Source organism: Pseudonocardia broussonetiae (genome assembly GCF_013155125.1).
Lineage (GTDB): Bacteria > Actinomycetota > Actinomycetes > Mycobacteriales > Pseudonocardiaceae > Pseudonocardia > Pseudonocardia broussonetiae.
In genome coordinates this window covers 5,947,349-5,968,706 of record NZ_CP053564.1, presented here as the reverse complement: position 1 = coordinate 5,968,706, position 21,358 = coordinate 5,947,349, and the positions used below count along the sequence as shown (strand labels likewise).

The 21,358-nt window shown below is 74.5% G+C and carries 20 protein-coding genes; 17 read left to right on the top strand and 3 right to left on the bottom strand.

Annotated elements, in window-relative coordinates; all coding sequences use genetic code 11:
• Positions 1 to 53 precede the first annotated feature (53 nt).
• The gene (ppk2, locus tag HOP40_RS28910) at positions 54 to 992 is read right to left on the bottom strand and encodes a polyphosphate kinase 2 (protein ID WP_205346960.1); all 939 of its coding nucleotides are present in this window, start codon (positions 990 to 992) and stop codon (positions 54 to 56) included.
• A 271-nt stretch (positions 993 to 1,263) separates the two neighbouring features.
• Here ppk2 and HOP40_RS28905 point away from each other — a divergent pair, with 271 nt between their 5' ends.
• From HOP40_RS28905 to HOP40_RS28890, 4 genes are all read left to right on the top strand, one after another.
• Positions 1,264 to 2,379, top strand: coding sequence for a sugar ABC transporter substrate-binding protein (locus HOP40_RS28905; RefSeq protein WP_172164681.1), 1,116 nt, complete (start codon positions 1,264 to 1,266; stop codon positions 2,377 to 2,379).
• Positions 2,380 to 2,449: 70 nt separating this feature from the next.
• Positions 2,450 to 3,223 (top strand): ATP-binding cassette domain-containing protein, encoded by a 774-nt coding sequence (locus HOP40_RS28900; RefSeq protein WP_172164678.1) that lies wholly within the window; start codon positions 2,450 to 2,452, stop codon positions 3,221 to 3,223.
• Positions 3,223 to 4,677 carry a sugar ABC transporter permease gene (locus tag HOP40_RS28895; RefSeq protein WP_172164675.1) on the top strand — a complete coding sequence of 485 codons (1,455 nt, stop codon included), beginning with the start codon at positions 3,223 to 3,225 and terminating at the stop codon, positions 4,675 to 4,677. Before HOP40_RS28900 ends, HOP40_RS28895 begins: the two co-directional genes overlap by 1 nt.
• Before the next feature lie 28 nt (positions 4,678 to 4,705).
• Entirely contained in the window at positions 4,706 to 5,896 is a 1,191-nt protein-coding gene (locus HOP40_RS28890; protein ID WP_240157342.1) for an ROK family protein, read from the top strand.
• A 176-nt stretch (positions 5,897 to 6,072) separates the two neighbouring features.
• On the opposite strand, the gene HOP40_RS28885 is transcribed toward HOP40_RS28890, so the two are convergent.
• Positions 6,073 to 6,390 carry a hypothetical protein gene (locus HOP40_RS28885; protein WP_172164672.1) on the bottom strand — a complete coding sequence of 106 codons (318 nt, stop codon included), beginning with the start codon at positions 6,388 to 6,390 and terminating at the stop codon, positions 6,073 to 6,075.
• A gap of 214 nt (positions 6,391 to 6,604) precedes the next feature.
• Between HOP40_RS28885 and HOP40_RS28880 the strand changes: the two genes are divergently transcribed.
• The 3 genes from HOP40_RS28880 to HOP40_RS28870 are packed head-to-tail and all read left to right on the top strand — an operon-like array spanning position 6,605 to position 9,163.
• Positions 6,605 to 7,606 carry an ABC transporter substrate-binding protein gene (locus HOP40_RS28880; RefSeq protein ID WP_172164669.1) on the top strand — a complete coding sequence of 334 codons (1,002 nt, stop codon included), beginning with the start codon at positions 6,605 to 6,607 and terminating at the stop codon, positions 7,604 to 7,606.
• Positions 7,603 to 8,421: an ABC transporter permease gene (locus HOP40_RS28875; protein ID WP_240157341.1), complete on the top strand. Its 819-nt coding sequence runs from the start codon at positions 7,603 to 7,605 to the stop codon at positions 8,419 to 8,421. The genes HOP40_RS28880 and HOP40_RS28875 overlap by 4 nt, the downstream gene beginning before the upstream one ends.
• A complete protein-coding gene (locus HOP40_RS28870) occupies positions 8,414 to 9,163 on the top strand; it encodes an ABC transporter ATP-binding protein (protein WP_172164666.1) in 750 nt (249 codons plus the stop codon). Before HOP40_RS28875 ends, HOP40_RS28870 begins: the two co-directional genes overlap by 8 nt.
• A 15-nt stretch (positions 9,164 to 9,178) precedes the next feature.
• Here HOP40_RS28870 and HOP40_RS28865 read toward each other — a convergent pair whose 3' ends face one another.
• Complete coding sequence (locus tag HOP40_RS28865) at positions 9,179 to 9,949, bottom strand: tetratricopeptide repeat protein (protein ID WP_172164663.1); 771 nt, start codon at positions 9,947 to 9,949, stop codon at positions 9,179 to 9,181.
• Between the two features lie 105 nt (positions 9,950 to 10,054).
• Between HOP40_RS28865 and HOP40_RS28860 the strand changes: the two genes are divergently transcribed.
• The 10 genes from HOP40_RS28860 to HOP40_RS28815 all read left to right on the top strand — a co-directional run bounded on the left by HOP40_RS28860 (position 10,055) and on the right by HOP40_RS28815 (position 21,354).
• On the top strand, positions 10,055 to 10,345 hold the full coding sequence (locus tag HOP40_RS28860; protein WP_172164660.1) for a hypothetical protein: 291 nt from the start codon (positions 10,055 to 10,057) through the stop codon (positions 10,343 to 10,345).
• Between the two features lie 51 nt (positions 10,346 to 10,396).
• Positions 10,397 to 10,549 carry a hypothetical protein gene (locus HOP40_RS28855; RefSeq protein ID WP_172164657.1) on the top strand — a complete coding sequence of 51 codons (153 nt, stop codon included), beginning with the start codon at positions 10,397 to 10,399 and terminating at the stop codon, positions 10,547 to 10,549.
• A 38-nt stretch (positions 10,550 to 10,587) separates the two neighbouring features.
• Entirely contained in the window at positions 10,588 to 12,000 is a 1,413-nt protein-coding gene (locus HOP40_RS28850; protein WP_240157340.1) for a DUF2252 domain-containing protein, read from the top strand.
• Position 12,001: 1 nt separating this feature from the next.
• Complete coding sequence (locus HOP40_RS28845; RefSeq protein ID WP_172164654.1) at positions 12,002 to 12,889, top strand: ABC transporter substrate-binding protein; 888 nt, start codon at positions 12,002 to 12,004, stop codon at positions 12,887 to 12,889.
• Between the two features lie 691 nt (positions 12,890 to 13,580).
• On the top strand, positions 13,581 to 13,670 hold the full coding sequence (gene kdpF / locus HOP40_RS28840) for a K(+)-transporting ATPase subunit F (RefSeq protein WP_172164651.1): 90 nt from the start codon (positions 13,581 to 13,583) through the stop codon (positions 13,668 to 13,670).
• On the top strand, positions 13,670 to 15,337 hold the full coding sequence (gene kdpA / locus HOP40_RS28835; protein WP_172164648.1) for a potassium-transporting ATPase subunit KdpA: 1,668 nt from the start codon (positions 13,670 to 13,672) through the stop codon (positions 15,335 to 15,337). The genes kdpF and kdpA overlap by 1 nt, the downstream gene beginning before the upstream one ends.
• A gap of 29 nt (positions 15,338 to 15,366) precedes the next feature.
• Positions 15,367 to 17,394 (top strand): potassium-transporting ATPase subunit KdpB, encoded by a 2,028-nt coding sequence (gene kdpB, locus HOP40_RS28830; protein WP_240157339.1) that lies wholly within the window; start codon positions 15,367 to 15,369, stop codon positions 17,392 to 17,394.
• The gene (locus HOP40_RS28825; protein WP_172164642.1) at positions 17,394 to 18,020 is read left to right on the top strand and encodes a potassium-transporting ATPase subunit C; all 627 of its coding nucleotides are present in this window, start codon (positions 17,394 to 17,396) and stop codon (positions 18,018 to 18,020) included. Before kdpB ends, HOP40_RS28825 begins: the two co-directional genes overlap by 1 nt.
• A gap of 125 nt (positions 18,021 to 18,145) precedes the next feature.
• The gene (locus HOP40_RS28820) at positions 18,146 to 20,677 is read left to right on the top strand and encodes a sensor histidine kinase (RefSeq protein WP_172164639.1); all 2,532 of its coding nucleotides are present in this window, start codon (positions 18,146 to 18,148) and stop codon (positions 20,675 to 20,677) included.
• Positions 20,674 to 21,354: a response regulator gene (locus HOP40_RS28815; protein ID WP_172164636.1), complete on the top strand. Its 681-nt coding sequence runs from the start codon at positions 20,674 to 20,676 to the stop codon at positions 21,352 to 21,354. The genes HOP40_RS28820 and HOP40_RS28815 overlap by 4 nt, the downstream gene beginning before the upstream one ends.
• The last annotated feature ends 4 nt before the right edge of the window (positions 21,355 to 21,358 follow it).

The window sequence follows — 21,358 nt, the reverse complement described above, 5'->3', positions numbered from 1 at the left end:
CGACCCGTTCGCGCCAACCCGGATCCCAGCATGCGGACGCCTCCGGCGGGGTGTCAGCCCGGCCCGGGAGTGCGCAGCCGCGCCGACAGCGCCGGGAAGTGCCCCGGCCGCTCGCCGAACTCGAAGACCTCCGCGGCCGGCCCGACGATGAGCCGGTCGGGGTCCGTGGCGACGTCGAGGTCCTTGCCCGGGTAGTCGAACAGGCGCAGCACGTGGCGCATCGCCTCGAGCCGCGCGCGCTTCTTGTCGTTGCTCTTGATCACCGTCCAGGGCGCGTCGGCGGTGTCGGTGTAGAAGAACATCGCCTCCTTCGCCTCGGTGTAGGCGGCCCACTTGTCGAGCGACGCGAGGTCCATCGGGCTGAGCTTCCACTGCCGCACCGGGTCGACCTGGCGGATCGTGAAGCGGGTGCGCTGCTCGTTCTGCGACACCGAGAACCACAGCTTGACCAGGTGGATCCCGCTGCGGACGAACATCCGCTCCAGCTCCGGCGCCTCCCGCATGAACTCCATGTACTCGCGCGCCTCGGCGAACCCCATGACGCGTTCGACGCCCGCGCGGTTGTACCAGCTGCGGTCGAACAGGACGATCTCGCCGGCGGCAGGCAGGTGGGCCACGTAGCGCTGGAAGTACCACTGCGTGGACTCGCGCTCGGTCGGCTTCTCCAGCGCGACGACCCGGGCGCCGCGCGGGTTGAGGTGCTCCATGAAGCGCTTGATCGTGCCACCCTTGCCGGCCGCGTCGCGCCCCTCGAACAGGATGACGACCCGCTGTCCGGTCTCCTTGACCCAGTTCTGCAGCTTGAGCAGCTCGATCTGCAGCAGCCGCTTGCCGCGGTCGTACTCGGCGCGCGAGAGCCGCTCGTCGTACGGGTAGCCCTCGCGCCAGGTGTCGACGTGGGCGCCGTCGGGGCCGACGAGCACGGGGTCGTCGTCGTCGGAGTCGTCGACGCGCAGGGCCGAGTGGTCGGCGAGGAGGTCGGGGAGGTCCACGCGCGCACGATCGCCGGTCGGGATGGCCGGACGGTGAACGCCGCATGGACGCGTGCGGTCGTCACACCCGCGCCGCTCCCGTCGCCGGGACTACTGGTCCGAACGGAGTAGCCCTGAGTGTCACTCACAACAAACTCGGGCCGTTGTCACCAGAACGTGACCGAAACGCGACGACTTGAACGATCCAGTGTGCTTGGCACCACTCCAGGTGGGGGCATACGTTGCCGGTCACAACATTCCCCTCCTCCGACGACGTGGAAGGTCCCACAGCATGCGCACCAGGAGAACCGCTCAGCTCGCACTCGGGCTGGGAGTAGCCCTCACGCTGGCCGCGTGCGGTCAGAACGCCGCCGCGCCGACCGCCGCGCCCGGCGCCGAGGTGGCCGAGGACGCGCCGCGCGTCGGCGTCATCCTCCCGGAGACCGAGAGCTCCGCCCGCTGGGAGGGCTTCGACCGGCCCCTGCTCACCGCCGCGATGGCCGAGGCCGGCCTCGACGCCGACATCCAGAACGCGCAGGGCGACGAGCAGACCTTCACCACGCTGGCCGACGGCTTCATCGCCAGCGGCGTGGACGTCCTCGTCATCGCCGCGATCACCAGCGAGTCCGGTGCCGCCGTGGCCGCCAAGGCCAAGGCCCAGGGCATCCCGACGATCGACTACGACCGCCTGAGCCTCGGCGGCTCCAGCGACTACTACGTGTCCTTCGACAACGAGGGCGTCGGCGCGCTGCAGGGCGAGGGCCTGGCCCAGGCGCTGACCGGGGCGCAGGGCGCCCAGGTCATCGAGATCCGCGGCGCGCCCACCGACAACAACGCGACGCTGTTCTACAACGGCGCGCAGACGGTGCTCAAGCCGCTCTACGACTCGGGCGCGCTCAGCCTGGTCGCCAGCCAGCCGATCGAGGACTGGGACAACCAGATCGGCGGCACCACCTTCGAGCAGCTGCTCACCAGCAACGGCGGCCAGGTCGGCGGCGTGCTCGCCGCCAACGACGGCCTCGCCGGCGCGATCATCACCGTGCTGCAGAAGTACGGCCTGAACGGCTCCGTGCCCGTCACCGGCCAGGACGCCACCCCGGACGGCCTGCAGGCCATCCTGCGCGGCGACCAGTACATGACGGTCTACAAGCCGATCCAGGAGGAGGCCCAGGCCACCGCGGAGCTCGCCGCCGCACTGGCCAAGGACGACACCGCGGCCGCCGACGCCATCGCGACCGACACCGTCGACGACCCGGAGGGCAACCGCCAGGTCAAGTCGGTCCTGCTCACCCCGCAGCTGATCACCCGTGACAACGTCAAGACCGTGATCGACGACGGCGCGGTCCCCGCGTCCGAGGTCTGCGTCGCCGACCTGGCCGCGGTCTGCACCGAGCTCGGCATCAGCTGACCCACTACCCCTCGTGCGCGGGAACCGTGGCCCCGGCCACGGTTCCCGCGCACAGGCACGGAGGTGCCGCATGAGCGACCCGATCCTGCAGTTGCGCGGGGTGAACAAGAGCTTCGGCGCCGTGCAGGTGCTGCACGACGTCGACTTCACGGTGCGGGCCGGTGAGGTCACCGCGCTCGTCGGCGACAACGGCGCCGGCAAGTCCACGCTGGTCAAGTGCGTCGCGGGCATCCACCCCACCGACAGCGGCGAGGTGCTGTTCGACGGGCAGCCGGCGACGGTCGCAGCCCCGGCCGACGCCGCCAAGCTCGGCATCGAGGTCGTCTACCAGGACCTCGCGCTGGCCGACAACCTCGACATCGTGCAGAACATGTTCCTCGGCCGCGAGCGCGGGAAGCCCTGGCTGCTCGACGAGGCCGACATGGAGCAGGCGGCCCGCGACACCCTCGCGTCGCTGTCGGTGCGCACGGTCACCTCCGTCCGGATGCCCGTCGCGGCGCTCTCGGGCGGGCAGCGGCAGACCGTCGCCATCGCCAAGGCCGTGCTGTGGGACTCCAAGGTCGTGCTCCTCGACGAGCCGACCGCCGCGCTGGGCGTCGCCCAGACCCGCCAGGTGCTCGACCTGGTCCGCCGCCTCGCCGAGCAGGGTCTCGGCGTCGTGCTGATCAGCCACAACATGGCCGACGTGTTCGAGGTCTCCGACCGGATCGCGTGCCTCTACCTCGGACGGATGGTGGCCCAGGTGCCGACGAAGGACGTCAGCCACGGCCAGGTCGTGGAGCTCATCACGGCCGGCCGCTCCGGCGACCTGGGCCTGCAGCGCCCCGAGGCGGTGACGGTCTGATGAGCGCCCCCGAGAAGCCCGACCTCGAGAAGAAGTCGGCGGCCGAGCGCGCCGCGCCGGCGTCGAGCCGCGCGGCCGACTTCGGCATCGACACCACCGCCCGCACGACGGGCCAGGCCGTCGCGGCCTACCTGCGCGGCCTGCGCACCGGCGAGCTGGGCGCGCTGCCCGCGCTGCTCGGCCTGCTGGTGCTGCTCGTCCTGTTCAGCGTGCTCGACTCCACCGGCACGTTCCCGAGCCTGCTCAACCTGGCCAACCTGCTCCAGCAGGGCGCCGGGCGCACGATCATCGCGATGGGCCTGGTGTTCGTCCTGCTCACCGGCGAGATCGACCTCGCGGCCGGCACGGCCTCCGGGCTCGCGGCCGCGGTGATGGCGCTGCACCTGGTCAGCGGCGGCAACCTGCTCGGCGGCATGGGCACCACGGTGTTCGTGCTGTTCCTGCTGGTCGTGGTGCTGGCGATCGTGCTGGCGCTGCTGCTGAGGATCTGGGCGGGGGCCGTGCTCAGCGCCGTGGCCCTGCTGCTCCTGGTGATCGGCTTCCCGCCGAACCCGTGGCTGCAGATGCTGCTCGCGGTGTGCGTCGGCGTCGTCATCGGCTGCATCACCGGGTTCCTGGTGGCGCGGGTCGGCATGCCGTCGTTCGTCGTCACGCTGGCGCTGTTCATCGCCTGGCAGGGCATCATCCTGGCGCTCATCGGCGACGGCGGCACGCTCGGCCTGCGCGACCCGGTGATCAACGCGGTCGCCAACGGCAACCTGTCGACGCTGGGCAGCTGGGTGCTGTTCGTCGTCGCCGCGGGCGGCTACGCGGCCGTCCTGCTCAACCGGCAGGTCTCGCGGCGCAAGCTCGGCCTGGTGGCCCAGCCCACCGGGCTGGTGCTGATCAAGGTCGGCGCCGTCGTCGTGCTGGGCGCGATCGCCACGTTCCTGCTCACGCTGAACCGCTCACCGGGCGACACCCTCATCGAGGGCGTGCCCTTCGTGGTGCCGATCGTGCTGGCGCTGCTGGTCATCGGCACCTACGTGCTCGACCGCACCCGCTTCGGCCGGCACGTCTACGCCGTCGGCGGCAACCGGGAGGCCGCACGGCGCGCAGGTATCGACGTCGTGCGCATCCGGGCGTCGGTGTTCGTCATCGCCTCGGCGTTCGCGGCGATCGGCGCGATCGTCTACTCGTCGAAGGTCGGGTCGGTCAGCCCCGGCGCGGGTGGCGGCAACACGCTGCTGTTCGCGGTCGGCGCGGCCGTCATCGGCGGCACGTCGCTGTTCGGCGGGCGCGGGCGGATCAGCAACGCGGTGATCGGCGGCGCGGTCCTCGCGACCGTCGAGAACGGCCTGGGCCTGCTCCGGCAGCCTGCGGCCGTGGTGTTCGTGGTGACCGGGCTGGTGCTGCTGCTGGCGGCGTCGGTCGACGTCCTCTCGCGGCGGCGGTCTGCGGTCGCCGGCAGGTGAACACCGCCGACGGGCCCGGGGATCGGCGGTGAACCGGGCCTGGGTGGGAGAGCACGGCAGCGGCTCGTCGGGGGCCCGCCCCGACGAGGCGCGCCGGCACAACCGGGCCGCGCTCCTGCGCCGGCTGCACGTCGACGGGCCCTGCACCCGGGCCGTGCTGGCCGCGGAGCTGGGGCTCAACCGCAGCACGATCAAGGCGGTGGTGGACGGCCTGGCGGAGTCCGGTGTCGTCACCGAGGCCGTCCCGGCGCGCCGCACGGGCGCCGGGCGGCCGTCGCTGATGGTGCTGCCGCAGCCCGAGTCGGCGGTGGTGCTCGCCGTCGACGTCCGGGTGGAGCAGGTCGCGATGTCCATGGTCGGGCTCGGCGGCCAGGTGATCGGGCGGCACAGCTGGAACCTGCGCCGCTCCACCCGCACGCCGGGCGAGGTGATCACCCACGTCGCGGAGTCGGCGCAGCTCCTCGCCGAGGAGCTGGCCGTGACCCCGTCGGGCGCGGGCATCTCGGTGCCCGGCGTCGTCCGCCGCGACGACGGCTGGGTGCACGAGGCGCCCAACCTCGAGTGGCGCGACATCGCGCTCGGCGCCCGGCTCGCGGCGGTGCTCCGGCTGCCCGTGCAGGTGGCCAACGACGCCGAGATGGGCGCGCTGGCCGAGCACGTGAGGGGCGTCGCGCGGGAGGTCGCCGACCTCGTCTACATCTCGGCGGACAAGGGCGTCGGCGGCGGCGTCATCTCCTCGGGACGGCCGCTGCGCGGCACCCGCGGCTACGTCGGCGAGCTCGGCCACCTGGTCGTGCGGCCCGGCGGGCGGCCCTGCTACTGCGGGTCGCGCGGCTGCTGGGAGACCGAGGTGGGGGAGGCGGCGCTGTGCCGCGCGCTCGGGATGCCGGAGGACACCCCGCGCGGGGTCGTCGTCGCGGAGCTGCGGTCGCTGGAGACGGCGCCGGTGCCCGGCCCGCTCGACGAGTTCGCGGAGTGGCTGGCCACCGGGCTCGTGACCGTCGTCAACATGATGGCGCCCGAGCTCGTGGTGCTCGGCGACCTGTTCACCGCGCTGCCGCCCGGGGTGGTCGGGCACGTCCGCACGCTGGTGCACGAGCGCAGCCTGGTCAGCCGGGCGGTCGGCGGGACGCGGATCGAGACCAGCCCGCTGGGCCGCGACGCCAAGCTCGTCGGGGCGGCGGAGCTGGCCTTCGAACCGGTGCTGGGCGCCGTCTGAGACCCGTGCCGTCTAGGAGCGCGCTGAAAAGCTCGGGCCTACTGCGCGACGCCCAGGCGGCGCCCTCGCGGCGTTGCGCGGATACGTCGATACAACAGCGGTATCGCTGCATCCGCGCGCCTTGCGAGGACACCACCTGGACGCCGCTCGCTACGGCCGGAGCCTTCAGCACCCTCCTAGGCCCGGGTGACGTTCAGCTCGACGTCGCGCCCCTCGATCGCGTCGACCCGCACGAGCAGGCCCGCCACCGGGGCGCTCCCACCGGGGGCCAGCGTCGCGGAGTCGCCGCGGGCCGACACCGTGACCGCCGTCGGGGTGATGGCCGAGACCCGCAGGTCGCGCTCCAGCGAGCCGATCTCGACCTCGACGGTCTGCTCTCCGGACAGCGAGATCGAGCAGACGCCGCCTGAGCAGCTGCTGGAGCGGGACGTGCCCGTGCAGGCGCCGAGGGCGAGCAGGGCGGACAGGACGACGAGGACGACGCGGGCGCGCACGGGACTCTCCGGATCAGGTCGGGTCGGGGTGTGACGCGGCCCAGTCTCGGGCACGGGGCCGGGAGGGGTCCCGGCGCGTGGCGGGGTCCAGGCGCGCCGCGTAGAGTCCGGGCCGACCCGCGGGAGCCCACGATCCGAGGCTGAGAGGGCGGCAGGACACGGCCGTCGACCGTTCGAACCTGACCCGGTTAGCACCGGCGTAGGGAGGACCGTCATGGCCCGTGCTCTCGCTGTCCTGCTCGCGACGCTCTCGCTCGTCCTGGCCGCCTGCTCCGGCGCGCCGCCCGGGCGGACCCCGATCCGGGTGGCGCTGGACTGGACGCCCAACACCAACCACACCGGCCTCTACGTCGCCCAGGTGGAGGGCTGGTTCGCCGAGGCCGGCCTCGACGTGGAGTTCCTGCCCTACAACTCCACCTCGCCCGACACGCTCGTGTCGGCCGGTGCCGCGGAGTTCGGCATCTCCTTCCAGGACTCCTTCACCTACTCCAAGGCCGCCGGCGCCGACATCACCTCGGTGATGGCCGTGCTGCAGCACTGGGGCAGCGAGATCGCGGTGCGCGCCGACCGCGCCGACATCACCAGCCCCGCCGACCTCGACGGCTCCGTCTACGGCGGCTTCGGCGGGCCGGGCGAGGCGCCGAAGATGCAGGCGGTGATCCGCGGTGCGGGCGGGGTGGGCGAGTTCGAGACGGTCGTGCTCGGCACGTCGGCCTACGAGGCGCTGTACTCCGGCGACGTCGACTTCACCGAGCCCTTCGTCGCCTGGGAGGGCATCGAGGCGGAGCTGCGCGGCGAGCCGCTCAAGACGTTCGCCTACACCGACTACGGCTTCCCCGACGCCTACAGCGTGCTGCTGATCGGCAACTCGCCCTGGCTCGCCGGCCATCCCGAGGAGGCCCGCGCGTTCGTGCAGGCCGCGCAGCGCGGCTACCAGCTGGGTGCCGACGACCCCGCGCGCGCCGCGCAGCTGCTCATGGACGCCAACCCCGGCGTCTTCGCCGAGCCCGAGCTCGTGACGCGCAGCCAGGACCTGCTGGCCGCGGAGTACCTGCGCGACGAGTCGGGCGCGGTGGGCCCGCAGACGCTGGAGCGCTGGAGCGGCTACTCCGGGTTCGTCGTCGACTCCGGGTCGCTGACGGGGCCCGACGGGAGCCCGGTGACCGAGCGCCCGGACTTCGCGACGTGGTTCACCAACGAGTACCTGGCGCCGTGACGACCCGGATCGCGACGACCCGACTCGCGCGCAGCAGCACCCCGACCCGCGGGGGGGTCGGGCTGGTGTGGCCCGCGCTGCTGCTCGTCGCGCTCGGGCTCGTGGCCTGGCAGGTCGGCGTCGACGCCTCGGGCGTGCGGCCGCAGGTCCTGCCCTCGCCGCTGCGGGTCGTGGAGCAGGGGTGGGCCTACCGCGGGCCGATCTGGGAGAACACCGTGCCGACGCTGCAGGCCACGGCCGTCGGGTTCACGGTGTCGCTCGCGCTGGCCTGGACGCTCGCCGTCGCCGTCGACTTCTCCCCGTGGCTGCGCCGCGCGCTCACCCCGCTGCTGGTGGCGTCCCAGACGCTGCCGATCATCGCGATCGCGCCGCTGCTGATCATCTGGCTGGGGTTCGGGCTGGCGCCCAAGGTCGTCGTCATCGCGCTGGTGACGTTCTTCCCGATGGCGGTGGGGCTGATCGAGGGCTTCGCGTCCACGCCGCGCCAGGCCACCAGCCTGCTGCGGAGCATGGGCGCCTCGCGCTGGGCGCAGTTCCGGCACGTGCGGCTGCCCGGGGCGATGCCCTCGTTCTTCACGGCCCTGCGCATCGGCATCACCTACGCCGTGACCGGCGCGATCTTCGCCGAGTACGTCGGCGCGACGGCCGGGCTCGGCATCTTCATGAGCGTGCAGAAGAACTCCTTCCGCACCGACCTGGTCCTCGCCGCCGTCGTCGTCACGGCGCTGCTGTCGGTGGCGCTGTTCGCGCTGACGTTCCTCGTGCAGCGGCTGGTGGCCCCGTGGAGCCGCGACGGGGGGAGCCGGGATGTCTGAGTCGAAGCTGCTCGTCGACCACGTCCACCTCGCGTTCGGCGACCTGCCCGTCCTCGATGGCGTCGCGTTCGACGTGGCGCCGGGGGAGTTCGTGTCGCTGGTCGGGCCCAGCGGCTGCGGCAAGTCGACGCTGTTCGACGTGATCGCGGGGCTGCGCCGGCCCGACGCCGGGCGGGTCGTCGTCGACGGGGAGGACGCGACCGGCCGCGTCGACCCCTTCGCCTACATGCCCCAGCAGGACCTGCTGTTCCCGTGGCGCACGGTGCTCGACAACACCGCGCTCGGGCTGGAGGTCGCCGGCGTCCCGCGGCGCGAGGCCCGGCGGCGGGCGGGGGAGCTGTTCGGCCCCTTCGGCCTGGCGGGATTCGAGCGGGCCCGGCCCGCGGAGCTGTCGGGCGGCATGCGCCAGCGCGCCGCGCTGCTGCGGACCGTCGTGCAGGACCGGGCGGTGCTGCTGCTCGACGAGCCCTTCGGCGCGCTCGACTCGCTCACCCGCGCCGACCTGCAGGCCTGGCTCGACGACGTGCGCGCCGGCTTCGGCTGGACCGTCCTGCTCGTCACCCACGACATCCGCGAGGCCGTGCGGCTCTCCGACCGCGTCGTCGTGCTCGCGCCGCGGCCGACCCGGGTGCGGCGCGAGGTCACCGTCGACCTGCCGCGCCCGCGCACGACGGAGTCCGTGCTCTCGCCCGCCTTCGCGGCGGTCGAGGCGGAGGTGCTGGCGGCGCTGCGCGAGCCCTGAGCCCGGGCTCGGGCATCAGGCCGTCAGGCGCAGGCCCTGCGGCGAGCCGACGTCGGCGAGGTCGGCGCGCAGCGCGCGGGTGTCGGGGTGGTCGGGACCGAGCAGGTCGGTGCAGTCGGCCAGCGCCCGCTCCAGCGCCGCGACGGCCTCCGGCCCGCGCCCGAGCGCGGCGAGGCAGCCGGCCAGGGCCGCGCGGACGGTGATCGTGTGCAGGTGCCGGGCGCCGTGGGCGAACTCGGTGTCGCGCAGCGCCGACTCCAGGACGGTGACGGCGGCGGCGGTCTGCCCGGCGGCGGCCTGGGCCAGGGCGAGGCCGGTGCGGGCGGCGATCGTCGAGAGGTCGGCGGGGCCGAGATCGCGGCGGCGGGCGTCGGCCACCCGGGAGGCCAGCTCGACGGCCTCGGCGTGCCGGCCGCCGAGGCGGTAGGCGGTGGCCAGGGCGTCGCGGGCGTCGACGGTGCGGGGGTCGTCGGGACCCAGGACGCGCGCCCGCTCGTCGACCGCGGAGAGCAGGAGGTCGACCGCCTCGCGGTTCCGGTCGGCGACCGCGGTGGCGACGGCGAGGTTGCCCTCCGCGACGAGCGTGTCGGGGTGGTCGTCGCCGAGCAGGGCGCGGCAGGCGACGACGGTGGACGTCAGGAGGCGCACCGCCTCGTCGGGCTCCCCGTCGGCGAGCCGGGCCGCGGCCTCCGCGTTGCGCCCTGCGAGTGCCTCGATCCGCTCCGCGCGCGTGCCGTGACGCGGCGTTCCGGAGCGACGGTCGTCCTTGCGGTTCCACCACGCCATGTCGCGAACGGTACGGTTCCTGCGCCCGTTCGTGGTAGTCGCTGTGACCTGTTCGGCGCAATCGTGCCAATTTCTCACGGGGCGTGAGGACGGGGTCACGACGGGGTGATCTCCTACGATGGCGGCGTGCGACTGACGCGCAGCGCCCGCAAGCACGGGCTCACCGCCGACGAGGTCCGCCGCGTGCTCGACGCCCCGCTGCGCTCGGTGCGCCAGCCCTCCGCGCACGGCGAGGTGGTGCTGCACATCGGGGTCACCGACCGGCGCGATCTGGTCGAGGTCGTCGTGGCGCCGGGGGACCCGCCGGTCGTGCTGCACGCCATGCGCCTGCGCCCCGCCAACTATCCGCACCTCACCGGCGTTACATCCCACGGAGAACCCGCCCGGAAGGGATGACGTGCGGGAACGCGGGCTAACCGATCCGGCCCGTCCGGCGATACCCCGGGCATGACCGTGATCACCTCGTCGCCGGCCTCCGGCCGCGTCGTCGCCCCCGGCCCGCACCTCATGGCCGTCCCCGTCGTCGACCGCGTCGTCGGCGTGCTGTTCACCCTGACCGTCGCCCTGTTCCTCATCGGACTCCTCGTCCTCGGGATCTGAGCCCGTCCCGAGGCCTGCTCCCCGCGTAGCCTGCGCGGGTGACGAGCGCCCCCGGCCACACCGTCCTCGCCGACGCCGACGGCACCGCGTACGCCTCGCTGCGGGCCCGTCCCGTCGAGCGGTCCGAGCGCCAGGCGATGGGCCGGGCGCTGCGCAAGCGGGTGCCGCGCTCCTCGCTCGCCGACTGGACGGCCCTGCCCGGCCGCCCCGACCCCGTCGCGCAGATCGCGGAGTCCCACGTCGGGCGCGTCGAGTCGCTCGTGCCGATCCGCGTCGGCCGGATGACCGCCTCCCCGTACGGCTTCCTGCGCGGCACCGCCGTCGTCATGGCCACCGACGTGGCCTCGCTGCCGCGCACCGGGATCACCCCCGTCGTCTGCGGCGACGCCCACCTGGGCAACTTCGGCTTCTACGCCTCGCCCGAGCGCGACCTCGTCATCGACCTCAACGACTTCGACGAGGCCCACCCCGGCGCCTGGGAGTGGGACCTGCGCCGGCTCGTCGCGAGCACGTGGGTGGCCGGGCGGCACGGCAAGGCGTCCGAGGAGCAGTGCGCCGAGGCCGTCCGCACCTGCGTGTCCGCCTACCGCGACGAGGTGCGGTACCTGTCGGAGAAGCCGCTGCTCTCGCGCTCCTACGAGCGCCTCGACGTCGTCCGGCTCGCCGAGGAGAGCCCGCGCGCGCTGCGGTCCGAGGTGGTCCGGGCCGCACGGCGGGCCCGGCGGCGCACCGGGGACCGCGCGCTGCCCCGGTTCACCGAGGAGTTCAACGGGACGCGGCGCCTGGTCGAGGAGCCACCGCTGATCACGCGGCTGCCCGGGAGCGAGGCCGACCTCGTCGCCGCGGCGCTGGACGACTACCTGCAGACCCTCGCCCCGCACTGGCGGCGCGTGCTCGGCGGCTACACGCTGCTCGACGTCGGGCACAAGGTCGTCGGCGTCGGCAGCGTCGGGCTGCGCGCCTACGTGGCGCTGCTGGAGGGCTCCGCGCCCGACGACGTCGTGTTCCTGCAGCTCAAGCAGGCGCGGCGCTCGGTGCTGGCCCGCCACGTGCACGGCGACTCGGCGCTGCACGCCCACCAGGGCCAGCGCGTCGTGGAGTACCAGCAGGCGCTGCAGACCGTCAGCGACCCGCTGCTGGGCTGGGCGACCGTCGGCGACCTCCAGTTCTACGTGCGCCAGTTCCGCGACATGAAGGGCTCGATCGACCTCGAGGGCATCCGGCCGGCCGCGCTCGTCGACTACGCCGGGGTGGTCGGGCACCTGCTCGCCAAGGGCCACGCGCGCACCAGCGGGGCGTCGATGATCGCGGGCTACGTCGGGCGCGGCGACAACCTCGACCGCGCGCTCAGCACGTTCGCCCGCCGCTACGCCGACCAGACCGAGGCCGACCACGCCGCGCTCGTCGCCGCCGTCGGGCGCGGGCTGGTGCCCTGCGAGCCGGGGTACTGACGTGCGGATCGCGTCGCTGCTGCCCGCCGCCACCGAGATCGCCGCGGCCGTGGGCCTCGTCGACGACCTGGTGGCGGTCACGTTCGAGTGCGACCACCCGGCCGGGATCCGCGACCGCGTGCCCGTCGTCGTCGACACCCCGCTGCCCGCCGGCCTCACCCCCGGCGAGATCGACGCCGCGGTGCGCGACCGGATGGCGCGCGGGCTGCCGATGTACGAGGTCGACGCGCCCGCGCTGGGCCGCCTCGCGCCCGACCTGATCCTCACCCAGGACCTGTGCCGGGTCTGCGCGCTGCCCGCGGGCTCGGTCGCCGACGCGCTGGCCCTGCTCGGCTCCGACGCCGAGGTCCTGTCGATCGACCCGCACTCCGTCGACGACGTGCTGGCCGCGATCACCGAGGTCGGGCACCGGGGTGGTGCGGCCGCGCGGGCCGACGCGCTGGTGGGGGAGCTGCGGGAGCGGCTGGCGGCCGTGGCCTCCGCGGTGGCGGGGCGGCCGCGCCCCCGCGTGCTGGTGCTGGAGTGGACCGACCCCCCGTTCCTGGCCGGGCACTGGGTGCCCGAGCTCGTGCGCCGGGCCGGGGGTGAGCCGGTCGGGGGCGCCGACGCCGGGCGCAGCACCACCGCGACCTGGGACTCCCTCGCCGCGCACGCCCCCGACCTCGTCGTGGTCGCGCCGTGCGGCTACGGCCTCGGCGACGCCGTCGCCCAGGCCCGGGCGGTCCGCGACCTGCTCCCGGCGGTGCCGGTGGTGGCGATCGACTCCGCCGCCTACGTGGTGCGCGCCGGCCCCCGGCTCGTCGACGGGATCGAGGCGCTGGCGTGGGCGCTGCATCCGGACGCCGTCGTGGAGCCGCCGATGGGGCGGGTGGTGCGGGTACGGGGGTGATCGGGCAACCGTCACGGGGTCGGGTGATCGTCGGAAAGGTGACGTGAGGGTCCTGGCGGGGGCGGTGGTGGTGCACTTTCGGCGATCAAGGCCGGCGGGTGAGGTGGGCGAGGCCGGTGATCGCCGAGAGTGTGACGTGAGGGTCCTGGCGGGGGCCGTGAGGTGACACTTCCGGTGATCACCCGAGTTGGCCCGGGCCGCCCGGTGGCGGGGCGGTCCACCGCGGCGATCCTCGCGGCGGTTGTCTCGGTGATCGTCGGGAGTGTGGCGTGAGGGTCCTGCCGGGGGCCGTGGTGGTGCACTCTCGGCGATCAAGGCCGGTCGGTGCGGCGCGCGAGGCCGGTGATCGCCGGGAGTGCGACGTGGCGGCCCCCGGCGGCGACCGTGGCGTGACACTTCCGCCGATCACCGGCCGTCTGGTGCGGCGCCAGGCTGCGACGGCGAGGCACCGCAGGGACGGCGGCCGTGCCCCCCGTCACCCCCGCGTCAAGATCGCGTCAACACCGGGCCCCCGACCGTCAAGCACCCGTAGCGGCGGGCCCGCGGCGCCCCGGGCCGGCGCAGGCTCGGCCCGTCCACCGGAACGGCCGGTGGGGTGGAGGGGTGGCGTGATGGCGGACGTCGCGTACGTGCTGCTGGTCGTCGGCGGGTTCCTGGTGCTCGCGACGGTCCTGCGCGGACTGGAGCGGCTGTGAGTGCCACGAACGTCGTCGGGGCCGTGCTGGCGCTGGCGCTGCTCGCGTACCTGTTCGTCGCGATGGTCCGCCCGGAGCGGTTCTGATGACGACGACGGTGGCCGGGCTCGTGCAGGTCGGTGCGCTCCTGGTGCTGCTCGCGGTCGTGTACGTCCCGTTCGGCGACCACATGGCCCGGGTCTACGGCAGCGACCGGCACTGGCGGGTGGAGCGGGCGTTCTACCGCGTGGTCCGGGTCGACCCGGACTCCGAGCAGCGCTGGCCGGTCTACGCCGCCGCGCTGCTCGCGTTCTCGTTCGTCTCGGTCCTGTTCCTCTACCTGCTGCAGCGCCTGCAGGGCCTGCTCCCGCTGAGCCTGGGGCGGGGAGCGGTGGAGCCGGGCGTCGCGTTCAACACCGCGGTGTCGTTCGTGACCAACACGAACTGGCAGTCCTACGTGCCCGAGACCGTCATGGGCCATCTCGTGCAGATGGCCGGGCTGACGGTGCAGAACGTCGTGTCGGCGGCGGTCGGGATGGCCGTGGCGGTCGCGCTGGTGCGCGGGTTCGCCCGCAGCGGCGGCGACGGGCGCATCGGCAACCTGTGGGTCGACCTGACCCGCGGCGTGGTGCGGATCCTGGTGCCGGTCTCGGTGGTCGCGGCGGTGGTCCTGCTCGCAATGGGCGTGACGATGTCGCTGCGCGCGGGCGTCGACGTCACCGGCGTCGACGGCTCGACGAGCACCATCGCGCTGGCCCCCGCGGCGAGCCAGGAGGCCGTGAAGCTGCTGGGCACCAACGGCGGCGGCGTGTTCAACGCCAACTCCGCGCACCCCTTCGAGAACCCCGGCCCGCTGTCGAACCTCCTCGAGGTCTTCCTGCTGCTGGTGATCCCGGTGTGCCTGACGCGCACGTTCGGGACCATGATCGGCGACGTCCGCCAGGGCCGGCTGCTCGTCACCGTGATGGCCGGGCTGTGGGGGCTGCTGCTCGCGGTGGCCTGGCTGGCCGAGTCGTTCCCGAACGGCCCCGCGCACCTGCTGGCCGGCGGGGCGATGGAGGGCAAGGAGACGCGCTTCGGGATCCCGGGGTCGGTGCTGTTCGCGATCTCCACCACCGGCACGTCGACGGGCGCGGTCAACAGCGCGCACGACGGCTTCACCGGCCTCGGCGGCGGGACGGCGCTGCTCGCCATCCTGTTCGGGGAGGTCGCGCCGGGAGGGGTCGGCGCGGGGCTCTACGGCATCCTCGTGCTCGCCGTGGTCGCGGTGTTCCTGGCCGGGCTGATGGTCGGGCGCACGCCGGAGTACCTGGGCAAGAAGCTCGGGCGCGTGCAGATCACGGCCGCGGCCGTCGCGATCCTGGCGATGCCGACGGTGGTGCTGCTCGGCACCGGCGCCGCGCTCGCCCAGCCCGCGGAGATCGACGCCGCGCTGGCGAACTCGGGCCCGCACGGCCTGTCCGAGGTGCTCTACGCCTACGCCAGCGCGGGCGGCAACAACGGCAGCGCGTTCGCCGGGCTGACCGCCACCAGCGGCTGGTTCCAGGCCTCGCTCGGGATCGCCATGCTCGTCGGCCGGTTCGTGCCGATCCTCGCGGTGCTCGCCCTGGCCGGGTCGCTGGCCACGCAGCGCCGCACCGCACCGGGGGCGGGCAGCCTGCCCACCTCCGGCCCCCTGTTCGGCGTGCTCCTGGGCGGCACCGTCGTCCTCGTCGCCGCCCTCACCTTCTTCCCGGCGCTCGCGCTGGGCCCGTTCGCGGAGGCACTGCTGTGACCGCCGGCCTTGCCACCCCCCGACCCCCCGTGCGGGACCGGCCGGAGCAGTCGCCGGTCGCCGCGGGCGCCTTCGCGCCGTCGCAGCTCGTGGCCGCGCTGCCCGCGGCGCTGCGCAAGCTCGACCCGCGCACGCAGCTGCGCAACCCCGTGATGGTCGTCGTCTGGGTCGGGTCGGTGCTGGTCACCGTCCTGACCGTGCTCGACCCGAGCGTGTTCTCCGTGCTCATCGCGGTGTCGCTGTGGTTCACGGTCCTGTTCGCGAACCTGGCCGAGGCCGTGGCGGAGGGCCGCGGGAAGGCGCAGGCGGAGGCGCTGCGCCGCACGAAGACCGAGGCGGTCGCGCGGCGGCTGCGCGCCGACGGCACCGAGGAGCGCGTGCCCGGCACGCAGCTCGCGATCGGCGACCGGGTCGTGGTCGAGGCGGGGGAGCTCGTGCCCGGCGACGGCGACGTGGTCGAGGGCATCGCCACCGTCGACGAGTCGGCGATCACCGGCGAGTCCGCGCCGGTCGTGCGGGAGTCCGGGGGCGACCGCTCCTCGGTCACCGGCGGCACGACCGTGCTCTCGGACCGGATCGTCGTGGAGATCACGACGCGGCCGGGGGAGTCGTTCGTCGACCGGATGATCGCGCTGGTCGAGGGCGCGCAGCGGCAGAAGACGCCCAACGAGATCGCGCTGACGATCCTGCTGTCCGCGCTGACGATCGTGTTCCTGCTGGCCGTCGTGGCGCTGCAGCCGATGTCGGCGTACTCGGGGCGGGAGCAGTCGCTCGTCGTGCTGACGGCGCTGCTGGTCTGCCTCATCCCGACGACGATCGGCGCGCTGCTCTCCGCCATCGGGATCGCCGGGATGGACCGGCTCGTGCAGCGCAACGTGCTGGCGACGTCCGGGCGGGCCGTGGAGGCCGCGGGCGACGTCGACACGCTGCTGCTCGACAAGACCGGCACCATCACCTTCGGCAGCCGGCAGGCCACCGGGCTCGTCCCCGTCGACGGGACGCCGCCCGCGGAGCTCGCGGCCGCGGCCCGGCTCTCCAGCCTCGCCGACACCACGCCCGAGGGCCGCTCGATCGTCGCGCTGTGCGCGGCCGAGCACGGGCTCCCGGCCGAGGCGACGGCCGACGAGGCCGTGCTGGAGTTCGTCCCGTTCACCGCGCAGACCCGGATGTCGGGCGTCGACGCCGACGGGCGGGAGATCCGCAAGGGCGCGGCGTCGGCGGTGCTGGCCCGGGTGGCCGCGCCGTCGGCGCAGGTGCGGGAGGTCGTCGACCGGATCGCCGGCGAGGGCGCGACGCCGCTGGTCGTCACCGACGGCGACCGGGTGCTCGGCGTCGTCCGGCTCTCCGACGTCGTCAAGCCGGGCATGCGCGCGCGGTTCGACGCGATGCGGGCCATGGGCATCCGCACCGTGATGGTCACCGGTGACAACGCGCTCACCGCGGCGGCCATCGCGCGCGAGGCCGGCGTCGACGACGTGCTGGCCGAGGCCACGCCCGAGGACAAGATCGCGCTGATCCGGAAGGAGCAGGAGGGCGGACGGCTGGTCGCCATGACCGGTGACGGCACGAACGACGCCCCCGCGCTCGCGCAGGCCGACGTCGGCGTCGCCATGAACACGGGGACGGCCGCGGCCAAGGAGGCCGGCAACATGGTCGACCTCGACTCCGACCCGACGAAGCTGATCGAGATCGTCGAGATCGGCAAGCAGCTGCTCATCACCCGCGGCGCGCTCACGACGTTCTCGGTGGCCAACGACCTCGCCAAGTACTTCGCGATCCTGCCGGCCATGTTCGCGGCGCTGTACCCGCAGCTCGGCCGGCTCGACGTCATGGCGCTGGCCACGCCGCAGTCGGCGATCCTGTCGGCGGTGGTCTTCAACGCGCTGGTCATCGTCGCGCTGATCCCGCTGGCGCTGACCGGCGTGCGCTACCGCCCCACGAGCGCGGCGAACCTGCTGCGCCGCAACCTGTTGATCTACGGGCTGGGCGGCGTCGTCACGCCGTTCGTCGGGATCTTCCTCATCGACCTGCTCGTCCGCCTCATCCCGGGGATCTGATGCTCACCACCATCGCCCGCCAGTCCGCGGCCGCCGTCCGCGTGCTGCTCGTCCTGACCCTGCTGCTCGGGCTCGCCTACCCCCTGGGGATCTGGCTGGTCTCCCGCCTGCCGGGGCTGTCCGGGCCGGCGGAGGGCTCGATCCTGCGCTCCGCGGACGGCACGGCCGTGGGGTCGTCGCTGATCGGGATCGACCCGGTCGCCGCCGACCCGGCCGCCGACCCCTTCTTCCACACCCGGCCCTCGGCCACGGCGCAGGACGGGCTGGGCCTGGGCCCGGGCGACCCGTCGACGTCGGCCGGCGCCAACCTCGGCGGCTTCGACGAGGGGCTGGTCGCGACGGTCGCGGCGCGGCGGGAGGCGATCGCGGCCCGCGAGGGCGTCGACGTCGCCGCGGTGCCGGTGGACGCGGTGTCGAGCTCGGCCTCGGGGATCGACCCGGGCATCAGCCCCGCCTACGCGGCGCTGCAGGTGCCGCGGGTGGCGCGGGTGACGGGGCTCGGCGAGGAGGAGGTCCGGGCGCTGGTGGCCGGGGCGACGGACGGCCGGGCCCTGGGGTTCCTCGGCGAGCCGACCGTGAACGTGACGGAGCTGAACCTGGCGGTGGTGGGGGCGCGGCGGGGCTGACCGGGACTTGCAGGAAAGCCACGTTCCCGCCGTCGGATTGCGTGAACGTGGCTTTCCTGCAACGGGGGGACGGGAGCGTGCAACGGAGCCGGGAGCCTCCGACGGGGCGGGAGCAGGAGAGGAGGATGGTCCACGTGGGTGAGCGCGGTGAGCTGCGGATCTACCTCGGCGCGGCACCGGGGGTCGGCAAGACCTTCGCGATGCTCGGCGAGGCCCACCGGCGCCGCGAGCGCGGCACGGACGTCGTCATCGGCCTCGTCGAGACCCACGGCCGCGCCCGCACCGCGGAGCTCGTGGAGGGGATCGAGGTCGTGCCGCGCCGCCGGTCGGTGCACCGCGGCGCCGTCCTGGAGGAGATGGACGTCGACGCCGTGCTGGCCCGCCGCCCCGAGGTCGCCGTCGTCGACGAGCTGGCCCACACCAACGCCCCCGGCTCCCGGCACGCGCGGCGCTGCCAGGACGTCGCGGAGCTGCTCGACGCGGGCATCGACGTCCTCACGACGGTCAACGTGCAGCACCTGGAGTCGCTCAACGACGTCGTCGAGCGCATCACGGGGGTCCGCCAGCTCGAGACCGTGCCGGACGAGGTGGTGCGCCGCGCCGAGCAGATCGAGCTCGTCGACATCACCCCGGAGGCGCTGCGCCGCCGCATGGCGCACGGCAACGTGTACGCGGCGGAGAAGGTCGACGCGGCCCTGTCCAACTACTTCCGGCCCGGCAACCTCATCGCCCTGCGCGAGCTGGCGCTGCTGTGGGTGGCCGACCAGGTCGACGTCGCGCTGCAGCGCCACCGCACCGACCGCGGCGTCACCGACACCTGGGAGACCCGCGAGCGCGTCGTCGTCGCGCTGACCGGTGGCCCGGAGAGCGAGACGGTCCTGCGCCGGGCCGCGCGGATCGCCCAGCGCGCCGGGTCGGCCGAGCTGGTGTGCGTGCACGTGCTGCGCGGCGACGGCCTCGCGGGCGCGCCGGTCGGCGCGCTCGCCCGGCTGCGCACCCTGGCCGACGACGTGGGCGCCTCGTTCCACACCGTCGTCGGCGGCTCCGGCGACGGCGGCGTGCCGGCCTCCCTGCTCGAGTTCGCCCGCGGCGTCGACGCCACGCAGCTGGTGCTCGGCACGTCGCGCCGCTCGCGGCTGGCCCGCGCGCTCGACGAGGGCATCGGCACGCGGGTCGTGCAGGAGTCCGGCCCGATCGACGTCCACATGGTCACCCACCCCGAGGCCGGCGGGCGCGGGATCCGGGCGCCGGGGCTGCGCCTGCGGGTGCCGGGCCGGCGCGGCGTCGTCGGCTGGGGCCTGGCGGTGGCGCTGCCCGCGCTGGCGACGGTCGCCGGGCTGCTGCTGCTCGACCTCGTCGACCTCTCCACCGACGTCGTCCTGTTCTTCCTCGCGACGGTGGTGGTCGCGCTGGTCGGCGGGCTCGGCCCGGCGGTGCTCGCCGCGCTCGCGGGCGGGCTGATGCTCAACTTCTTCCTCACCCCGCCCACCGGCAGCCTGACGATCGCGCAGCCGGAGAACGCGGTGACGATCGTGGCGATGGTGGTGGTGGCGGTGCTCGTCGCGCTCGTCGTCGACCGGGCCGCGCGGCGCACCGAGCAGGCCCAGCGGCTGCGCACCGAGGCGGCGCTGCTGGCGTCGTTCTCGCGCACCGTGCTCACCCGCACCGACCCGCTGCCCCGGCTGCTGGAGAAGGTGTCCGAGGCGTTCGGGCTGGCGTCGGTCGCGGTGCTGGAGCACGCGGAGGGGGAGTGGCGGCGGGTCGCGGGCGTCGGGCCGCCCGCGGGGGACGGGCAGCCGGGCTCGTGGGACGTCGACGTCGCCGTGGAGCCCGGGCTGCACCTCGTCGGGCACGGGCGCGCGCTGCCCGCGGCCGACCGGCGGCTGCTGGAGACCGTCGGCGGGCAGGCGCTGCTCGCCCTGCGCAGCCAGCGCGACGCCGCCGCGGCCGCGGCCGCCCGCCGCCGCGCGGAGGCCACCGAGATGCGCGGTGCGCTGCTCTCGGCCGTCGGGCACGACCTGCGCACGCCCCTGACCTCGATCAAGGCCGCCGCCGGCAGCCTGCGCGACGAGCGGCTGCGCCTCTCGGCCGCCGACCGCGCCGACCTGGCCGCCACCGTCGAGGAGTCGGCCGACCGGCTCACCGCGCTCGTCGACAACCTGCTCGACTCCTCCCGCCTCGCCGCCGGCGCCGTCGCCCCGCTGCTCGCACCCGTCGGCTACGACGAGGTCGTGGTGCGCGCTCTGGACGGGCTGGAGGGGGCGTCGCGGGTGGAGGTGGAGGTCGACGAGGCCCTGCCCGACGTCACGGCCGACGCCGGCCTGCTGGAGCGGGTCGTGGCCAACCTCGTCGACAACGCACTGCGCCACGGCCGCGGCGCCCCGGTGGCCGTGCGCGCCAGCGCCCACGCCGACCGCGTCGAGCTCCGCGTCGTGGACCGCGGGCCGGGCACCGCGCGCGAGGACCTGTTCGTCGCCTTCCAGCGCCGCGGCGACCGCCACCCCGCGGGCGGTGTCGGTCTCGGGCTCAGCGTCGCGCGGGGGTTCACCGAGGCCATGGGCGGTGCGCTGACCGCCGAGGACACCCCCGGCGGCGGGCTCACGCTCGTCGTCGCCCTGCCGGCGGCGCGACGACCCACCCCCGCGGTGCCCGCGTGACCCGCGTCCTCGTCGTCGACGACGACCCGCAGATCCTGCGCGCGCTGCGGATCAACCTCACCGCGCACGGCTACGACGTCACCGTGGCCCCCGACGGCGCCGGGGCGCTGCGCGCGGCCGCCGACGTGCCGCCCGACGTCGTCGTGCTCGACCTGGGCCTGCCCGACCTCGACGGCACCGAGGTCATCGCCGGGCTCCGCGGCTGGACGCCGGTGCCGATCATCGTCCTGTCCGCGCGCGTCGGGTCGAGCGACAAGGTCCACGCGCTCGACGCCGGCGCCGACGACTACGTCACCAAGCCGTTCGGGATGGCCGAGCTGCTCGCGCGGCTGCGGGCGTCGGTGCGGCGGGCGGCCGTCGCGACCGTCGACGGCGAGCCGGTCGTCGACGCCGGGGGGTTCCGCGTCGACCTCGCCGCGAAGAAGGTCGTCCGCGACGGCGCCGAGGTGCACCTGACGCCGACCGAGTGGGGGATCCTCGAGCTGCTCGTGCGCCACCGCGGCAAGCTCGTCGGGCAGCGCGAGCTGCTGCGGGCGGTGTGGGGCCCCGGGTACGGCACCGAGACGAACTACCTGCGGGTCTACCTCGCGCAGCTGCGCCGCAAGCTGGAGGCCGACCCGTCGCGGCCCGAGCACTTCATCACAGAAGCGGGCATGGGCTACCGGTTCGAGGTCTGATCGG